Below are 15,539 nucleotides of genomic sequence, written 5' to 3'. Positions count from 1 at the left end.
ATAAAAAGACGGGAAAACAACATGGGAAATCGACGTTTTGCAAACTGGTTGACCGGTGCGGCCTGCGTATTGCTGGCCGGCATGAGTGCCGCCCAAGCGCAACCGATCAGGTTCGCGGTGGCAGCCGAACCCTATCCGCCGTACACCGAAAAGCAGGCCAATGGTGAGTGGAAGGGCTTCGAAGTCGACCTGATCCACAAGCTGTGCAGCGAAATGAAAGCCGATTGCGAGATCAAGGAAGTCGCGTGGGACGGCATCATTCCGTCGCTGCTGGCGAAGAAGATCGACGTGATCTTTTCCTCGATGTCGGTGACCGAAGAACGCGAAAAACAGATCGCCTTCAGCAAGGCCTACTACGATTCGGCGATTGCCGTCGTCGGCCCGAAAGAGGCGTCGGTGAAGAAGTACCCGGATGACCTCAAGGGCAAGATCATCGGCGTGCAGAACTCCACCGTGAGCGCCAGTTACCTGAAGACCTACTACGAAAAAATTGCCGATGTTAAGTACTACGACACTCAGGACTCAGCCAACGCCGACCTGATTGCCGGGCGCATCGACCTGATGATGGCCGACGGCACCGCCATGGCCGCGTTCATCAAGACCCCGGACGCCAAGGACCTGGCCTACCTCGGCACCGTGCCTTACGACCCGATCTTCGGCAAAGGCGTGGGAGCCGGCCTGCGCAAGGACGACGCCGAACTCAAGGCCAGACTCGACAAGGCCATCCAGGAATTGCTGGCGAGCAAGGACTATGACGAGCTGTCCCAGAGCTACTTCGGCACCAGCGTGAAGCCGGCGTTCTGACCAGCACACAGATCCTGTAGGAGCCGGCTTGCCGGCGAAGGGGCCCTTGAGGCCGCCAAAAACTTCGCTGGCAAGCCAGCTCCTACAAGGGTTTTTGCAGTGTTTTCATGGTCGTTACTGGGGGTTGAAATGCCGGCAATGTTCGATCTGATCAATTTCACTGAACAGGGATGGGGCAGTGCGCTGTTGAAGGGGCTATGGATGACCCTGCAGATTTCCGCCGGGGCCTTTGTGCTCGGGCTGGCCATCGGGCTGGTGGTGGCGTGCCTCAAGCTCGGCGCGCCAAAACCGATTGCAGCGCTGATGCGCGGCTACACCACGTTGTTCCGCGCGGTTCCGGAATTACTGCTGATTCTGTTGCTGTACTACGTTGGCTCCATGCTCCTCAATTCGCTGATGACCCGGCTCGGCTACGGCGTGGTCGATGTCAGTGGTCCGCTGGCGGCCATCGTGGTGCTGGGGCTGGTGCAGGGTGCCTACGCCTCGGAGATTTTTCGCGCGGCGATCCAGGCGATTCCCTTCGGCCAGATCGAAGCGGCCAAGGCGTTCGGCCTGAACGGTTTCGGTCTGTTCCGCCGGGTCACGCTGCCAATCATGGCGCCTTACGCCATGGCCGGGATGGCCAACCTGTGGATCAACCTGATCAAGGACAGTGCGCTGATCAGCGTGGTTGGCACCAACGAGCTGCTGTACACCGCCAAGCAAGGCGCGGGGTCGACGCGCCACTATCTGTTGTTCTACCTCACGGCTGCCGCGTTGTATTACGCGGTGACGCTGGCGTCGAACTATGTGTCGGGTCGGCTTGAGCGACGTATTCGTCGCTGGATGCCTCTTGTTGACTGAACCGGCAGAGAGAATGAAATGATTCCAGCGTGGATAGTTGAATACGCGGCTCTGTTGGGCCGGGGGCTGCAAACCACCCTCGCGATTCTTTTGATCGCCAGTGTGTTCGGATTTGTCCTGGCGGTGTTGGTGGCGCTGGCGCGGATTTCGAAAAACAAGGTGATCGCCAAGGTCAGCCTGTTCTACACCAGCGTGACCCGCGGTACGCCGTTGCTGATCCAGATCTACATTTTCTACTACGGCCTGGGCAGCCTGTTTGCCCAGTTCCCGCTGATTCGCGGCAGTTTCCTCTGGCCCTACCTGCGCGACGGTTACTGGTACATCGTGTTCGCCCTGGTGGTGTCGGTCGGCGCTTATGTCGGCGAAGTGATCCGCGGTGGCCTGCTGGCGGTGCCCAAGGGTGAAATGGAAGCGGCCTCGGCCTTCGGCATGACCGCGCGCCAGTCCTTGCTGCGGGTACGCTTGCCCCGGGCCATGCGCCTGTTGCTGCCGACCCTGGCCGGGGAAACCGTGATGCTGCTCAAGTCCACGGCGCTGGCGTCGACCATCGCCGTGATCGATCTGCTCGGCGCCGCCAACGTGGTCCGCGCGCAAACCCTGCAGGTGTACGAACCCTTGTTGCTGGTGGCCGGGGTGTATGTGTGCCTGACGTTCCTGATCGAGGCGCTGTTTGCCTTTGCCGAGCGGCGCGGGACGCCGGTACGCAGGTCGGCCTGATGAGTTCGACAAGGGTAGACCGCCGTCAGCGGCACCCTGGCGATGATCTTCGGCCGGCATCCGTCACAGGGCGTCGTCGGTGCTGAATGCCCCGTGACGCAACCCCTTTATCCAGCAGCGGCAGATATGCAGTCCGTTGGCGGCGCTGAAGGTCTCGGGGTTCAGGCACCACTCGAGCCAGAGACCGTCGAGCATCGCCGATAGGCCGATGGCGGCCAGGCGGGTGTCGTGAATCACGAAGCCTTCGCTGGCGGCCAGCCCGTCGAGCAACTGGCGGATCAGATCGAGGTAGGCGCGGTAGCTTTTTTCGTGGGACTGGCTGACGTGTTCGGAGTGACGGATCAGGCTCCAGAACACCACCCACACACCGAGCAGTTTCGGGTCCATGACCCTGGGCGAGAATGAGCCTTCCAGGAAGGCATCGACCTTTTGCGCGGGTGTCTGGGCCTGTTCGATTTCCTGGAGCAGGGCCGTGGTCAGTTCACTGGCGAGCCGCTGGTAGGTGTCGGCGATCAGTGCCTCGATGCTGCCGAAGTGATGGTTGAGCAACCCCACGGACACCCCGGCTTCGGTAGCGATGCGTCGCACGGAGATCCCGGCGTGACCGTCGCGGCCCAGGCAGCGCAGGGTGGCGGCTACCAGCATTTCGCGACGGTCATCGGGTTCGGCGCGGCGGTTTTTCGGGGCATCGGTCGTCACAAGGCTGTCCTTGGGTGAGGTTCCACGCTGCCGAGCTTAGTTGAACGTCTGTTCAATCACCAGCCTCGACAGCAGCGATACAGCGTTTTTCAACGGTCATGACAGGAGGGAAAGCCAATGCCGCAGGATATTTCGTTCAGTGTCAGCAACAACAACGGCGATGCTGTGCGGGTCGGTGCCTGGCGCTATGCCGGCGACGGCAGCGGGCCAAACGTGCACCTGCAAGCCGGCGTACATGCCGATGAAATCGCCGGGATGCTGGTCCTGCACCTGCTGATGCAACGACTGCAAACCGCCGAAACCCAGGGCCGGCTCAAAGGCAACATCACCGTGGTGCCGCAGGCCAATCCGCTGGGCATCGGGCAGTTTCGCCAGGGACGGATCCTCGGTCGTTACCATGACGCCACCGGGCATAACTTCAATCGTTCGTTCGACCAGTCGGCGGCCATGGAACGACCTTCGACCTGCGTTCAGCAATGGCAAAAGAAACTGGTGCAACTGGCCGCCCCGGCCGATGTGATGCTCGACCTGCACACCGATGACGAGGCGCTACCGTACCTGTACGTGCACCGCAGTTTCTGGCCCCGTGGCCGCGAACTGGCGGCGGCGATGAAGATGGACGTGGCGATCATCTGGGATGACGGCGACGATGGCTCCTTCGAGGAAACCATCATTGCCCCGTGGCTGCGCGAAGGCGTCACCGAGCACCGCATGGCTGCGACCCTGGAGCTGCGTGGGCAGGGTGATGTCAGCGACCGCTTTGCCGAGTCGGATGCCGAAGGGCTGTACAACTGGCTGTGCGGTTGCGGTGTCATTGACGAGCAAGTTTCACCGGCTGACTGGCCCGTCGAAACCGTGGAAATGGGCCACATGGAAACCATCATCGCCCCGCAACCCGGCGTGTTGATCTTCGAAAAAGAGCTGGGGGATTTCGTCGAGGAAGGCCAGCGCTTTGCACGGATTCTCGGGCGGCCGGGCGATCCAGCCTCCGAAGTGGTGCTGCATGCCGAGCAAGCGGGGCGCCTGGTGACGCGCTATCGCGATCGCCTGATATCTCAGGGTATGGGGGTGGCGAAATTCACCGGCAGCCGGGTGTCGCGTAACTGGAGTGGCGGGTTGCTGGACCCCAATTGATACGAAGGTGATTCAGCGCAGCGGCCGAAACGCCGTGCGCAGCTCCTCGACAAACAGCTCCGGCTGTTCCCACGCGGCGAAATGGCCGCCCTTGGCAGCCTGATGGAAGTAGATCAGGTTGCGATAGGCGCGTCGGGCCCAGCTCTCCGGCGGGAAATAGACATCATCAGGGAATACCGTGACGGCCACCGGCAGTGTGATGTCGCCGGTCTTCTGTGCCGCAGAAAAAAGCGGGCTGCGCCCTTTGTTTTCCCAATACAGCCGACTTGCCGAGGCGCCGCTGTTGGTCAACCAGTACAACGTGATGTCGTCCAGTACTTCATCCTTGCCTGGCGATTGCTGTGGGTCGGCGCCATACGACCACTTGGAAAATCCCGGGTGACCGAGCATGAACGCTGCGAGGAACGCCGGAGAATCCGTTACGCCGTAACCAATCAGCTGCGGCCGCGCGGCCATCATCGCGCTGTAGGCCAGGTTTCCCTGTTTAATCGATGCGGCCAGCGCGTCGTAGGTCGCACGCTCTTGCTCGGAATACCCCGCAGGCGCGGGACCGCCGGCAGCAAGTGCTGCGGTCGCTTCCGGCGGGACCGTCGCCGGCAGGTTGAGGTGAATGCCCAGTAACCCGGGCACGGACTGGCGCGCCATGGCGCTCGTGATGGGGCCACCCCAGTCGCCACCCTGGGCAACGTAGCGGGAGTACCCCAAACGCTGCATCAATTGCCCCCAGATCCGGGCCACATGGTCCGGGTCCCATCCGGGCTCAGTCGGTTTGCCGGAGAAGCCGTAGCCGGGGATCGACGGAATCACCACGTCGAATGCATCCGCGCTATTGCCCCCGTGAGCGGCCGGATCGGTGAGCGGGCCGACCACCTTGATGAACTCCAGTACCGAGCCAGGCCAACCGTGGGTCAGGATCATCGGTAACGCATTCGGCCGGGGCGAGCGCACCCAGATGAAATGGATAGCGACCCCATCGAGGGTGGTCGTGTACTGGGGCAAGGCATTGAGCTGCGCCTGGGCCTTGTGCCAGTCATAGTTCGTGCCCCAGTAGCGAACCAGCTCCTGCAGTCTCGCCAGCTGTGCACCTTGTGATCGATCGGCCACCGTCTCCTTGTCCGGCCAGCGTGTGGCCGCGAGGCGGTTGCGTAGGTCAGTGAGTTGTTGATCCTGGATATCGACGTGGAAGGGCACAATGGCGTCGGCGGCGGGAGCGGCGCTCACCAGGGGCGAGTTGCACAGTGCGAGGGCCATTAGCAGGATGACGAAAGCAGATTTCATCTTCATTTCCTCGCTGGGAGGTATGCCTTCGCCCGTGTTCAACGCACATGGGCGAAGGTCGATACAGCCCTTGAGACTGATCTCGTTCAACAGGACGCGCAAGCAGGTTTTATCAAACACACAAAACCTGTGGCGAGGGGGCAGCGTTAGCCACCGATTCAGTGATTATTCAGGCGGATCAATCTGATCCAGCACCCGGTTCGCCGTGATCTCCGCCAACATCACGCTGTTGGAAATCCCCAGAAGGGCATTGCGCGAGCCGCCGTCCAGATGATCCACCAACTGGTGCACCATCACATCGACCGAGGCCAGGGTCTCGACCAGATACACCATCAGGGTTTCGGTATCGACCTTGGGGTCTACGATAAACAGCGAGCCTGGCGTGCGCGGTGTGGCTTTGATGTCGGCAGTCGATGGGAAGTGGAAGGCGAGGGCACGTTCGGCGGCCTCGTTGAGCTTGTTTGAATCGGGTTCGTACGGGGATGTCGGATCGGTGTCCGGCGGGTTGGGGGTGACTTTGAACATATGCTTGCTTCTCTGATTGGGTGCCAACCCTCTTGCTGCTAAACGAGAAGGAGGCAGCTGTGCGCAGGTTAGCAGACCGGGGAAGCTAGCAAAGCCGGCGCGCCCGAAGGCGCCCTGCGCACAGCCACCATCAAATGCAGGCATGGGAATACCTGACTGACAGGAGCTTGTGCACCTTGCTTACAACCCCGGGCTGCTAAACCCGACCACTGATGGGCAGTGGCGCGGAAACGATAGAGACCAGAGGCAAGGCGCACAAGCCGGCGGATTCTGGCGTAACCGTAGGCAACGACGCAAGGTCTTGTAGCCCTCAGGAAATAACCTACAACCTTTTTAAACAAGCGCTCTTGCGGACATGAGCAACTGACTACCGGCTTTCGTGTATCGCTGTGTATCAGGGCACGACATCCGCATACAGCTATACAAAACCCTCTCTTTACGGATACAGCCCGGATACACCACTGGGGCCAAATAGACCTGCCAAAGCGAGATGCACAACGCACCTCGCAACCAGGTTTATCAACCCTTGTGGTACGACCAATAGTGGTCCAGCCACGCCATTGATCCGGAGTATCAACATGTCTCGTATCCAGTTCCCGAACAAAACCCGTATTGGCCTGATCGCTGTTGCACTGGTCGGCGGTATCAACTTCGCGTCCTCCGCGTTTTCCGCCGAAGCCTTGCCTCAAGGCTATCAACTGGCTTCCGCAGAAAAGACCAGCGAAGGCAAGTGTGGTGAAGGCAAGTGCGGTGCCGAAGCCAGCGCGCAAAAGACCCAGGCCGAGGGCAAGTGCGGTGAAGGCAAATGCGGTGATGCCTCGTTCGCCAGGACCGACGCCGATCATGACGGTCGCGTGTCGCTCAAGGAACTGCTGGCGGTGGCGCCCAAGGGCACTGAGGAATTCAAGGCGATGGACACCAACAGCGATGGTTTCCTGTCCGAGGGTGAGGTGTACAAGTTCCGCACCAACCAGTACATCTCCAACGGCAAGAAAGTACCGACCGAGCTGTTCACCAAGTTGAGCCAGGCTAAAGACTGATCGGCTGCTACGAAAAAACCCTTCCTGCGTTGACGCGCAGGAAGGGTTTTTGGCGTGGGCAGTACTGGTTTGGTCGTCAGGCGCGAAATTGCACTGCACTTGACCACCGGTTGCATCGGATTTAACCAGCAGGCTTTGTAACCATGACCGGCAAAGAACGGCCATAAGCAGCCAGTCGGAAATGTCCACGAAACCATGGGCGATTCACTCTGGGGCACACAGGCATTCAGCTTCCCTCCGCCCTCGGTTCCCGACTGGGAGCGCGGCGCCTGCAAAGTTGCCATTATCATTTGTCGTCCATCTTTGTTGACGATTGTGGCCGGAGCTCAGTGCTCTCTTCGGCGTTGGGCGCTTCTGGAAAACTCCCTGGCGTGAACACATGGGTCTGCAAGTCGCTGGCATCGACTTCGGCGACACCATGAACCGAACGGGCCAGACCAATGGCCTGCTCACACTGTCTATGAGTGTTGACGCGGCCGCTTAACCCCACTATGCCCGCATGGGTTTTGACATTGATATGCAGGCTAAGGGTCGGATCGGAAAATGCCAGGGCCGACTTCACCTTGGCGGTAATCCATGCATCGTGAACGGCCATCTCCAGACCATGAGAGTAATGCTGGAAGGAGTGAATTTTCATGGCTGAACCCTCTCTCGCGTAATCAGACGTACTGTCCATCCCATTTGCTGTGCAGCCCTCTGCCTGTCAGGTGAAAGCTATGGATACCTGAGTCGTTTTGGAGCGCTCGCCACGCAAACATTGACAGAAATTAATTATAGTACGGCCGTTGCCTGCGGTCAGAGCACTGTCCCCGTGAACGTCCGCCTTGGTCGCTCTGTGCCAGGCGCAACACCTACAGAGCACTCAACAGTCCTTATTGCGATCAGCCCTGATCAACCCATAGCTGCCGATCTCGACCGACAGAATCGGCCAGGAACGGACGTTTATAGATAGGAGCACTTAACCCAGTGCCAGCTGAGATGCTTGTTCGCAACCAGGCTGGGTTCGCTGATGGGTTACGCTGCCGTTGGTCGGCACCTTGCGCAGCAGTGCGATAGAAAACTATAGGAATAAACTCTCGTGCCGATATCAGTGAGGCAGGGCCTGCACGCGCCTGACCTTGAACCTGAGCGATCGAGCACATTGATGAGTGACAAATCTTTGGAAGAAAAAGCGGCAGTGATGGTCGACCCACATGAAACGATGGCCAGTATCGGACAGATCACTGCCGGGCGCGATGCCCTGCAACAGCGCCTGGACAAGGCTGATCGCGCGGTTCAGGAGCTTCAGGAGCAACTGGACTTGGCAAAGACGCTGATGACCCGTCTGCTGGCCGCGAGTTTTGCGTCGACCGGCAAACCTTCCGCGCCCCTGACAAACTGGGGGCTAAATGAGATCGACGTTGTCGAACGGGAGATGGCCTGCTATTTGAATCCTGCCAATGAGGCGAGTGCCGCTTGACAGGTCGCCTCCGGCAGTTGCGGGTGCGAGCCACATTTGAGTCGACCTCTCATCGTCCGCATTGGGTTGAATCCACAGCCGAAAGCGGACGTTCCCAGGCACCTGCGAAGTTATGGCGATTTAGTCTTGGTCCGTGGGAAATCAGTGCTCGCCATTAATCTTTCGTGAACATACGCCTCAAATTGTTCGGCTGGCAGTGGCGGGGAAAACAGGAAGCCCTGGTAGGTCTGGCAGCCATGCTTGACCAGAAAGGTGCGCTGGGCTTCTGTCTCCACACCTTCTGCAATCACCGAAAGCCCCAATATCTGGCTCAGGCTCACAATCGCGCAGGCGATTGCGGCGTCGTTGGGATCAACCAGCACATCTCTGATGAAGGACTGGTCGATCTTGAGTTGATCCAGCGGAAGGCTCTTCAGGTATGACAGTGACGAGTAGCCGGTTCCGAAATCATCCAGCGAAAGGCCTATGCCGATCTCTTTCAACTCGATCATTTTGGCGACAGTACCTTCCATATCCTCTATCAGCAGGCCTTCGGTCAGTTCCAGTTTCAATTTCTTCGGATCGGCCCCCGTGTATCTCAGTACTTGCAGTATCTCCTCGACGAAGTCCGGATGGTGAAACTGGCGGGCGCTGACATTCACAGCCATACCCAGTCGGGCGGTTTCCGAATGCTTTGCCCAGGCAACCAGCTGAGTGCAGGCGGCCTGCAGCGCCCAACGGCCTAACGGCAGAATCAACCCCGATTCCTCTGCCAATGGAATGAAATCGCCTGGAAACACGACTCCGCGCTCAGGATTCTGCCATCTCATCAGTGCCTCTGCGCCAATGATACGGCCCTCACTATTCACCTGCGGCTGGTAATGAAGAAGGAATTCGTTGTCCTGCAAGCCTTGGCGCAAGTCTACTTCCAGTCTGGCGCGTGCCATGGCAACCGCCTGCATTTCCGGATCGAAGAAGCGCATGGTATTGCGGCCCGCCGCCTTGGCGCGATACATCGCCAGGTCAGCGCGCTTCATAATATCGTCCACTGTGCTCAGCTGCCCCTGGAACAGCGCAATGCCGAGGCTGGGGGTGCTGTGGTGCTCATATCCATCCAACTGGTAGGAAATGTTCAGAGAGTTGAGAATCTTTTCGCCAATAGCCTTGGCCTGGATAGCTGCTCCTGGAGGATTCTCATTAAGGCCATCCAGCAGGACGACGAATTCGTCTCCGCCCAGGCGAGCCACGGTGTCGCTCTCGCGTATGCAGCCGCAAAGGCGCAGAGCAACTTGCTGCAGCAACATGTCGCCTCTGTCATGCCCCAGCGTGTCGTTCAGTGCCTTGAAGTTATCCAGGTCAATGAGAATTATCGCGTTCGTATGCAGGCTACGGGAGCTGCCCGCCAGCAGATGCTGTAACCGGTCCAACATGAGCCGCCTGTTGGGCAGCCCGGTCAACTGATCGTAGAAGGCCAAACGCTGGACCTCTTGCTCAGCGGTCTTACGGTGGGTGATGTCAGTATTGATCGACAGAACGGATTGCGGCTGGCCATCATCGTCTCGCACCAGGGTTCGATGACTTTCGAGCGTGATGATGCAGCCATCCCGGCGTCGAAGTGTAACTTCGTCCGCCCGGTCACCCGTTTCTATCAGGCTGTTAGTGGCCGCATTGAAAGCGGCGCTACCCTGGTAGATCAACTCCTGTGCCGATTTGCCGAGTGCCTCTTCCTTTGACAGACCGTAGAGACGCTCGGCACTTTTGTTCCAGTACAGGATGCGGTTATCCATCCCGTGAACGACAATGGCGTCCTGGGCCTTGTCCAGCAGCGATGCTTGCTGGCGGGCCTGCTTCTCGCTTTCGCGCAGCACTGCCAGATAACCTTCCCGTTCGGCTGCTTGCGACTCCATTTCGCGCCTGATCTTGCCCCCGTAGATAACGGCCGCACTGACCATCAGTAGTACGAACACCATGATCGCGTATTCGACCCGGCGCAGTTCTTCGACCGACTCAAGCTCCTCCTCCAGGAGCTTGCTTTGAATCAGGCCAACGCGATCCCGCACGGTACTGAGTGAGGCGAGCAACAGGGCAAACTTCCTGTCCATCGTTGCCATGCGTTTGCCGGCATTATCCGACTGCCCCTCCCTGAAGTAGGAAAAGATCAGCAAGGCCTCGTTCACCATTTCGACCATCGCGGCATCAATTGCACCCACCTCATCCTTCAATGCAAGGGTAAAGGCTTGTATATCTGCACTGTGTTCAGCCTCATTGGCGATCCGTACTTCCAACTGTTTTTTGGCCATTGCCAAATGCTCGTTGAAGGCGCGCAAGGCTTCATTCATGTTCCGCGATTCGGCTTCAACATCATGTGTATCGAACACATTATTGCCCGGCGCATTGACTTTGGAAGCCAGGCTGCCCAGCGTTGAATAGCTCGACAGCTGTTGGACCCACGACTGGTTTGCCGTGATGGAGCGGTGATAGGTATCGACGATCAGGTGATTCAATAGCACGCTCAGCACAACAACCAGCACGTCGAATCCCGCAAGAAAAAAGTACATGCGGTGCCATTTGGTCGAGCGCGGCTTATTTGAACTGGTGGGTATGGCTTGCTTTGCGGTGCTTTTATTCCTGAAAAAATCCATTTCACAATCTCCAAACATAATCCTTCTAAATTGACCAATAGAAGCGGTATTCGGAAACCAATCAACCTTTTGTGCCGACACCTGAACCTGAGAACACACCGCACGTAGCATTAGCCAAATTTTTTCTCTGTTCTGGATTCACGCTGGTTTTCGTGAGCGAAGCTCCCGAGACAAGCAATAGCTACCGAAGCTATACGTCTTAAGTGTCACGCCAACCAACTATTCGACACTAAGCAATGCATTTGGCGATGCTAATTTCATGGTGAAATTTTTTACTCTCGCAAGCAGTCTCTTAACATTTCGGCGATAAAACGAAATCATTTTCATTTGTTGTGTTTGACATCATCGTTTCAGGTAACGATTCTCCTCGCTCTCCATTGTAGAACTGAACGTCGGCAATCACTTTTGCCAGATGTTCTGTTCCTTTCCCCGAGTGTCGTTGCGGATTTGCGCCCCTGAACTGGATGCTTCACGCAGAATAGTCGGGTGACATAGGGCACGTTGCGGGTCATTTCCGCGCAGCCTGCCGGACTGCCTGATCAGTTTCGACAGCAGACCAAGCATAGCCACAAATTTGCCATTATTCTGTTCGTCGACTGCTCCAGGTCGGTAGCAGCCCTTGATGGTCGGCAGCTTTCGGCCGATTCTGTTGAAAAAGTCGGCCATGGTTTGCGTATCTGAAAAGTACGCGTCCGAGGTTGAAATCTTTACTTTTGGCAGAGGCTACCGGACTCGGATTTCACGTAGCAGCGTGCAAAAAAGGCGTTATCACCAGTCAATGATCAGGCAGTTTGGGCAGAGCGACTTTTTCAACAGAATCGGTCGTTTTCTGCCGGTCATAGCCATAAAACGCGGCAGTCAACTCGATACAAATGGTTGCTCAGCTCCAATGCAATCAGGTGTGCAAAACCATGCAATTCCCCATCAAGCCTTGACCCAACGCTGGCGACTCCAGCTGCTCAGCCCATCGACGGCAAACACCAGCAGCAACATCGCCAGGATCACCGTACTGGCCTGGGCCTCCTGGAACAGGCTGAGGCTGACATAGAGCATCTGCCCCAAACCGCCGGCACCGACAAAACCGAGCACGCTGGCCATACGGATGTTGTTTTCCCAGCGGTACAGGATGTACGCCAGCAGTTGTGGAAACAGGTTGGGCAGGGTGCCGTAACAGAAGGCCCAGACGACGTTGCCGCCTTGCAAACGGATGGCTTCGGCCGGTTGCGGCGGGGTGTTTTCCAGTGCTTCGGCGAACAATCGACCCAGCACCCCGGTGGTGTGCATGGCCAGCGCCAGGGTGCCGGCGTTGGGGCCGAGTCCGGCTGCCAGCACCATCAACGCGGCCCACACCAGTTCGGGAATGGCGCGCAGGGCGTTAAGCACAAGGCGCGACGCACTCTGCAACGGCCAACCGAAACGCCCGGCCGCTGGCAGTGCCAGCACCAGGCCGAATACCGCCGCGAGCAGGGTGCCAAGGGCAGACATGGCCATGGTTTCCACGGCGCCACGGCCGATGGCATGCAGATGGCCGGCGCTCAGGTCCGGGCTGAGAAAACGCAGCACGTAGGCGCCCATCTGCGCAAGGTTAGCGCTGCCCGTCAGTTCGCCGAGATCGATGCCCAGATAGCTGAACGAAGCGACGACCGCTGCGCCAATGCACAGGATCAGCAGCAGGTTGATCAGGCGATTCATGCGAACCTCCGGCGCAACAGGCGGCTGATCTGGTCGGCGAACAGCACCAGGACGAAAAAGGTCAGCAACATGCTCGCCACTTCACCGCCGGCGAACATGCGCAACGACAAATCGATCTGCTGGCCCAGCCCGCCGGCACCGACGAAGCCCATCACCACCGACGCGCGGATCGCGCATTCCCAGCGATACACCGTGTACGACAGCAACTCCGCCGCGACGTTGGGCAGGATGCCATAGCAGAACGCAGCCAACCGGCCACTGCCGGCTTGCAGCAGTGAGTGTGCGGGACGCTGGTCGACCGACTCGAAAATTTCCGCATAGACCTTGCCCAGCATGCCGCTGTAGGTGATGGCAATCGCCAGCACCCCGGCGGTCGGGCCAAGGCCGACGGCGCGCACGAACAGCAAGGCCCAGACGATTTCCGGCACGCTGCGCAGGAAGATCAGCAATCCGCGCACCGGCCAGCGCAGCAGCCGGCCCAAGGCGCTCGGGCGACCGCTGCGAGAGGCGGCGGACAACGACAGCGCCCGGCTGGCCAACAAGCTGGCAGGCACGGCCAACAGCAAAGCCAAAGCCATGCCAGCGGTGGCGATGGCCAGGGTTTGCAACGTGGCTTGCCACAGCAACTGGAGGAACTCTTCGCCATGGGCCGGTGGCCAGAAGGCAGAGACAAACCGGCCCATCTCACTCTGGCTGTCGGCCTTGAGCAGCACACCCAGGTCCAGTTCGCTGAAATGAATGCCGGGCCACAGCAGAGCAAGTGCCAACAGACTGAGCAGCAGGCGGGGCAGGATGGCCGGGTCTCGTGTATCGCGCGTCAGCATCGGGGAATCTGCAGGCTCAAGGGCGCCACCGGAACGGGCGGCGATAGCAGTTGCTCGTTGGCGTAGAGCTTGTCGAGCAAATCGTGGTCGACGTCGCTGGCGGGAAGATCGAACAGGACCTGGCCGTCACGCAATCCGATGATGCGCGAGAAGTGCGTCAGGGCCAGTTCCACCGCATGCAGGCTGGCCACCAGCGTCACGTTGTGCTCCCGGGCGTGGCGGCAGAGGATCGATAGGGTGTGCCCGGCCAGTACCGGGTCCATCGCCGACACCGGCTCATCGGCCAGCAGCACTTCGGGCGCCTGGTACAGCACCCGGGCAATGCCCACGCGCTGCAACTGGCCTCCGGACAATTGCTGGCACTGGGCGAACAGCTTGTCACCCAGGTCCAGCTTGACCAGTGCCGCCCGCGCGCCCGGAACATCCACCGGATGCAGCAGGCTCAACAAGCTTTTGGCAAAACCCCATTGCCCCAGCTTTCCGGCCAGCACCGCCGTGACCACTCGCTGCCGCGGTGGCAGGGGTGGCGCCTGGTGAACCAGGCCGATGCGCGCCCGCAGCTGCTGACGCCGATGGGCGCCAAGCTGCCAGGCGTGCTCGCCGAGTACCTCGACCGCGCCGTTGTCCGGGCGCAGGGCGGTGGCCAGCACGTTGAGCAGGCTCGACTTGCCGGCACCGGACGGGCCGATGATTGCGACTTGCTCACCGGCACTGATCTGCAGGTCGACCTCATGCAGCGCACGCACGCCATTGCCGTGGGTGAGGCTGACCCGGTTCAGATGCAAGGTCATTTCAGCAGGTCGGCAGCGCGCGCGGCTTCCTCGATGCCCTTGTAGTTCTCAGGCTTGGTCTCGATGAAGCGGCTGGCGGCTTGCAGATCCAGAATCGCTTTTTGCTCCGGGTTGGCCGGGTCGAGCGCGAGGAAGGCCACCTTGATTTTGTTGGCGAGGGCCGGGTCGAGGGTGCCGCGCACGGTCCAGTTGTAGTCGAAGTAGGCCGGTGTGGTGGCGAAGACCTTGACCTTGTCGGTATCGACCTTGCCGGCCTTGACCAGTTTTTCCCAGACGCTGGCGTTGAGCACGCCAGCGTCCACCTTGCCCGCCTGAACCCAGGCGACCGTGGCGTCATGGGCGCCGGAGTAGCCGACACGGCTGAAATAGGTTTCCGGCTTGATGCCATCCTGCAGCATGAAATAGCGCGGCATCAAACTGCCTGACGTCGACGAGACCGAGCCGAAGGCAAAGGATTTGCCCTTGAGGTCGGCCAGCGACTTGACGGCCGGGTCGGCGCTGATGAATTTGCTGGTGAATTGCGCATCCTGCTCACGCTGTACCAGTGGAATGGCATTGCCGGTTTTCAGTCGCGCCTGCACGAAGGTGAAGCCGCCCAGCCAGGCCATGTCGATACGGTCTGTGGCCAGCGCCTCGACCACCGCCGGGTAGTCGGACACCGGTACGAACTCGACCTTCATGCCCAGTTGCTTCTCCAGATACTCGCCCAAGGGCTTGAACTTGCGCAGCAGTTCGGTGGGTGCTTCATCAGGAATGGCGCTGACTTTGAGGGTCTCGGCAGCCTGTGCCAGCAGCGTGGAAAGGGACAAGGTCAGGCCAACGGCCATTGCCAGGGTACGTTTGAGCATGGAAGTTCTCCGGTTCAATAGCGGAAAAATGTCGATGCGCCCCGCACAAGCTGATTGCTGCACGACGCTTCGTGAGGGTAGACGAAAACGCCGCGATTATAGGGACTACTGCGTACTTGACCAGCATGGTCTTCCAGCGCATGGAGCAGATGGGTGCAATGGCTCGTATAGATGAAGCCTTGAAAGATCGCAGCCTGCGGCAGCTCCTACATTGGGATGCACACCTTCTGTAGGAGCTGCCGCAGGCTGCGATCTTTTGACTTT

The 15,539-nt window shown here is 59.3% G+C and carries 16 protein-coding genes; 6 read left to right on the top strand and 10 right to left on the bottom strand.

Annotated features, from left to right (window positions below):
• Positions 1-21 precede the first annotated feature (21 nt).
• From AC1DWG_RS22175 to AC1DWG_RS22165, 3 genes are all read left to right on the top strand, one after another.
• Complete coding sequence (locus tag AC1DWG_RS22175; protein ID WP_477765215.1) at positions 22-804, top strand: transporter substrate-binding domain-containing protein; 783 nt, start codon at positions 22-24, stop codon at positions 802-804.
• A gap of 129 nt (positions 805-933) precedes the next feature.
• Positions 934-1,647, top strand: a complete 714-nt coding sequence (locus AC1DWG_RS22170) for an ABC transporter permease (protein ID WP_477765214.1) — start codon at positions 934-936, stop codon at positions 1,645-1,647.
• Between the two features lie 18 nt (positions 1,648-1,665).
• Complete coding sequence (locus tag AC1DWG_RS22165) at positions 1,666-2,364, top strand: ABC transporter permease (protein ID WP_223533165.1); 699 nt, start codon at positions 1,666-1,668, stop codon at positions 2,362-2,364.
• Between the two features lie 63 nt (positions 2,365-2,427).
• Here the strand turns inward: AC1DWG_RS22165 and AC1DWG_RS22160 are convergent, their stop codons facing one another.
• On the bottom strand, positions 2,428-3,063 hold the full coding sequence (locus AC1DWG_RS22160) for a TetR/AcrR family transcriptional regulator (protein ID WP_477765213.1): 636 nt from the start codon (positions 3,061-3,063) through the stop codon (positions 2,428-2,430).
• A gap of 117 nt (positions 3,064-3,180) precedes the next feature.
• On the opposite strand from AC1DWG_RS22160, the gene AC1DWG_RS22155 reads away from it, so the two are divergent.
• The gene (locus AC1DWG_RS22155) at positions 3,181-4,197 is read left to right on the top strand and encodes a M14 family zinc carboxypeptidase (protein WP_477788358.1); all 1,017 of its coding nucleotides are present in this window, start codon (positions 3,181-3,183) and stop codon (positions 4,195-4,197) included.
• A 12-nt stretch (positions 4,198-4,209) separates the two neighbouring features.
• On the opposite strand, the gene AC1DWG_RS22150 is transcribed toward AC1DWG_RS22155, so the two are convergent.
• Both AC1DWG_RS22150 and AC1DWG_RS22145 read right to left on the bottom strand, forming a co-directional pair.
• Positions 4,210-5,475 carry an epoxide hydrolase family protein gene (locus tag AC1DWG_RS22150; RefSeq protein WP_477788357.1) on the bottom strand — a complete coding sequence of 422 codons (1,266 nt, stop codon included), beginning with the start codon at positions 5,473-5,475 and terminating at the stop codon, positions 4,210-4,212.
• Between the two features lie 165 nt (positions 5,476-5,640).
• Positions 5,641-6,000 (bottom strand): DUF6124 family protein, encoded by a 360-nt coding sequence (locus tag AC1DWG_RS22145; RefSeq protein WP_477765210.1) that lies wholly within the window; start codon positions 5,998-6,000, stop codon positions 5,641-5,643.
• 578 nt (positions 6,001-6,578) lie between these two features.
• On the opposite strand from AC1DWG_RS22145, the gene AC1DWG_RS22140 reads away from it, so the two are divergent.
• A complete protein-coding gene (locus AC1DWG_RS22140) occupies positions 6,579-7,040 on the top strand; it encodes an HvfA family oxazolone/thioamide-modified RiPP metallophore (RefSeq protein WP_477765209.1) in 462 nt (153 codons plus the stop codon).
• Between the two features lie 286 nt (positions 7,041-7,326).
• On the opposite strand, the gene AC1DWG_RS22135 is transcribed toward AC1DWG_RS22140, so the two are convergent.
• Positions 7,327-7,677 (bottom strand): BON domain-containing protein, encoded by a 351-nt coding sequence (locus tag AC1DWG_RS22135; RefSeq protein ID WP_477765208.1) that lies wholly within the window; start codon positions 7,675-7,677, stop codon positions 7,327-7,329.
• Positions 7,678-8,184: 507 nt separating this feature from the next.
• Here AC1DWG_RS22135 and AC1DWG_RS22130 point away from each other — a divergent pair.
• A complete protein-coding gene (locus AC1DWG_RS22130) occupies positions 8,185-8,499 on the top strand; it encodes a hypothetical protein (RefSeq protein WP_477765207.1) in 315 nt (104 codons plus the stop codon).
• A 110-nt stretch (positions 8,500-8,609) separates the two neighbouring features.
• On the opposite strand, the gene AC1DWG_RS22125 is transcribed toward AC1DWG_RS22130, so the two are convergent.
• The 6 genes from AC1DWG_RS22125 to AC1DWG_RS22100 form a co-directional block, all read right to left on the bottom strand.
• Complete coding sequence (locus AC1DWG_RS22125) at positions 8,610-11,120, bottom strand: putative bifunctional diguanylate cyclase/phosphodiesterase (protein WP_477788356.1); 2,511 nt, start codon at positions 11,118-11,120, stop codon at positions 8,610-8,612.
• Positions 11,121-11,519: 399 nt separating this feature from the next.
• Positions 11,520-11,786 (bottom strand): hypothetical protein, encoded by a 267-nt coding sequence (locus tag AC1DWG_RS22120; RefSeq protein ID WP_477788355.1) that lies wholly within the window; start codon positions 11,784-11,786, stop codon positions 11,520-11,522.
• A gap of 258 nt (positions 11,787-12,044) precedes the next feature.
• Complete coding sequence (phnE, locus tag AC1DWG_RS22115; RefSeq protein ID WP_477765204.1) at positions 12,045-12,812, bottom strand: phosphonate ABC transporter, permease protein PhnE; 768 nt, start codon at positions 12,810-12,812, stop codon at positions 12,045-12,047.
• Entirely contained in the window at positions 12,809-13,636 is an 828-nt protein-coding gene (locus AC1DWG_RS22110) for a PhnE/PtxC family ABC transporter permease (protein ID WP_477788354.1), read from the bottom strand. Before AC1DWG_RS22110 ends, phnE begins: the two co-directional genes overlap by 4 nt.
• Complete coding sequence (locus tag AC1DWG_RS22105; protein WP_477765202.1) at positions 13,630-14,427, bottom strand: phosphonate ABC transporter ATP-binding protein; 798 nt, start codon at positions 14,425-14,427, stop codon at positions 13,630-13,632. The genes AC1DWG_RS22110 and AC1DWG_RS22105 overlap by 7 nt, the downstream gene beginning before the upstream one ends.
• Positions 14,424-15,275, bottom strand: a complete 852-nt coding sequence (locus AC1DWG_RS22100) for a putative selenate ABC transporter substrate-binding protein (RefSeq protein ID WP_477765201.1) — start codon at positions 15,273-15,275, stop codon at positions 14,424-14,426. The genes AC1DWG_RS22105 and AC1DWG_RS22100 overlap by 4 nt, the downstream gene beginning before the upstream one ends.
• Positions 15,276-15,539 lie beyond the last annotated feature (264 nt).

The organism is Pseudomonas sp. P4_B3 (genome assembly GCF_056402295.1).
Note: the sequence above shows the minus strand (reverse complement) of the source record. Positions and strands in the feature narration are given on the sequence as shown.

Coding starts and splice junctions, on each gene's coding strand:
- AC1DWG_RS22175 (WP_477765215.1), top strand. CDS start 22: ATGGGAAATCGACGTTTTGCAAACTGGTTGACCGGTGCGGCCTGCGTA.
- AC1DWG_RS22170 (WP_477765214.1), top strand. CDS start 934: ATGCCGGCAATGTTCGATCTGATCAATTTCACTGAACAGGGATGGGGC.
- AC1DWG_RS22165 (WP_223533165.1), top strand. CDS start 1,666: ATGATTCCAGCGTGGATAGTTGAATACGCGGCTCTGTTGGGCCGGGGG.
- AC1DWG_RS22155 (WP_477788358.1), top strand. CDS start 3,181: ATGCCGCAGGATATTTCGTTCAGTGTCAGCAACAACAACGGCGATGCT.
- AC1DWG_RS22150 (WP_477788357.1), bottom strand. CDS start 5,475: ATGAAATCTGCTTTCGTCATCCTGCTAATGGCCCTCGCACTGTGCAAC.
- AC1DWG_RS22145 (WP_477765210.1), bottom strand. CDS start 6,000: ATGTTCAAAGTCACCCCCAACCCGCCGGACACCGATCCGACATCCCCG.
- AC1DWG_RS22140 (WP_477765209.1), top strand. CDS start 6,579: ATGTCTCGTATCCAGTTCCCGAACAAAACCCGTATTGGCCTGATCGCT.
- AC1DWG_RS22135 (WP_477765208.1), bottom strand. CDS start 7,677: ATGAAAATTCACTCCTTCCAGCATTACTCTCATGGTCTGGAGATGGCC.
- AC1DWG_RS22130 (WP_477765207.1), top strand. CDS start 8,185: ATGAGTGACAAATCTTTGGAAGAAAAAGCGGCAGTGATGGTCGACCCA.
- AC1DWG_RS22125 (WP_477788356.1), bottom strand. CDS start 11,120: ATGGATTTTTTCAGGAATAAAAGCACCGCAAAGCAAGCCATACCCACC.
- AC1DWG_RS22120 (WP_477788355.1), bottom strand. CDS start 11,786: ATGGCCGACTTTTTCAACAGAATCGGCCGAAAGCTGCCGACCATCAAG.
- phnE (WP_477765204.1), bottom strand. CDS start 12,812: ATGAATCGCCTGATCAACCTGCTGCTGATCCTGTGCATTGGCGCAGCG.
- AC1DWG_RS22110 (WP_477788354.1), bottom strand. CDS start 13,636: ATGCTGACGCGCGATACACGAGACCCGGCCATCCTGCCCCGCCTGCTG.
- AC1DWG_RS22105 (WP_477765202.1), bottom strand. CDS start 14,427: ATGACCTTGCATCTGAACCGGGTCAGCCTCACCCACGGCAATGGCGTG.
- AC1DWG_RS22100 (WP_477765201.1), bottom strand. CDS start 15,275: ATGCTCAAACGTACCCTGGCAATGGCCGTTGGCCTGACCTTGTCCCTT.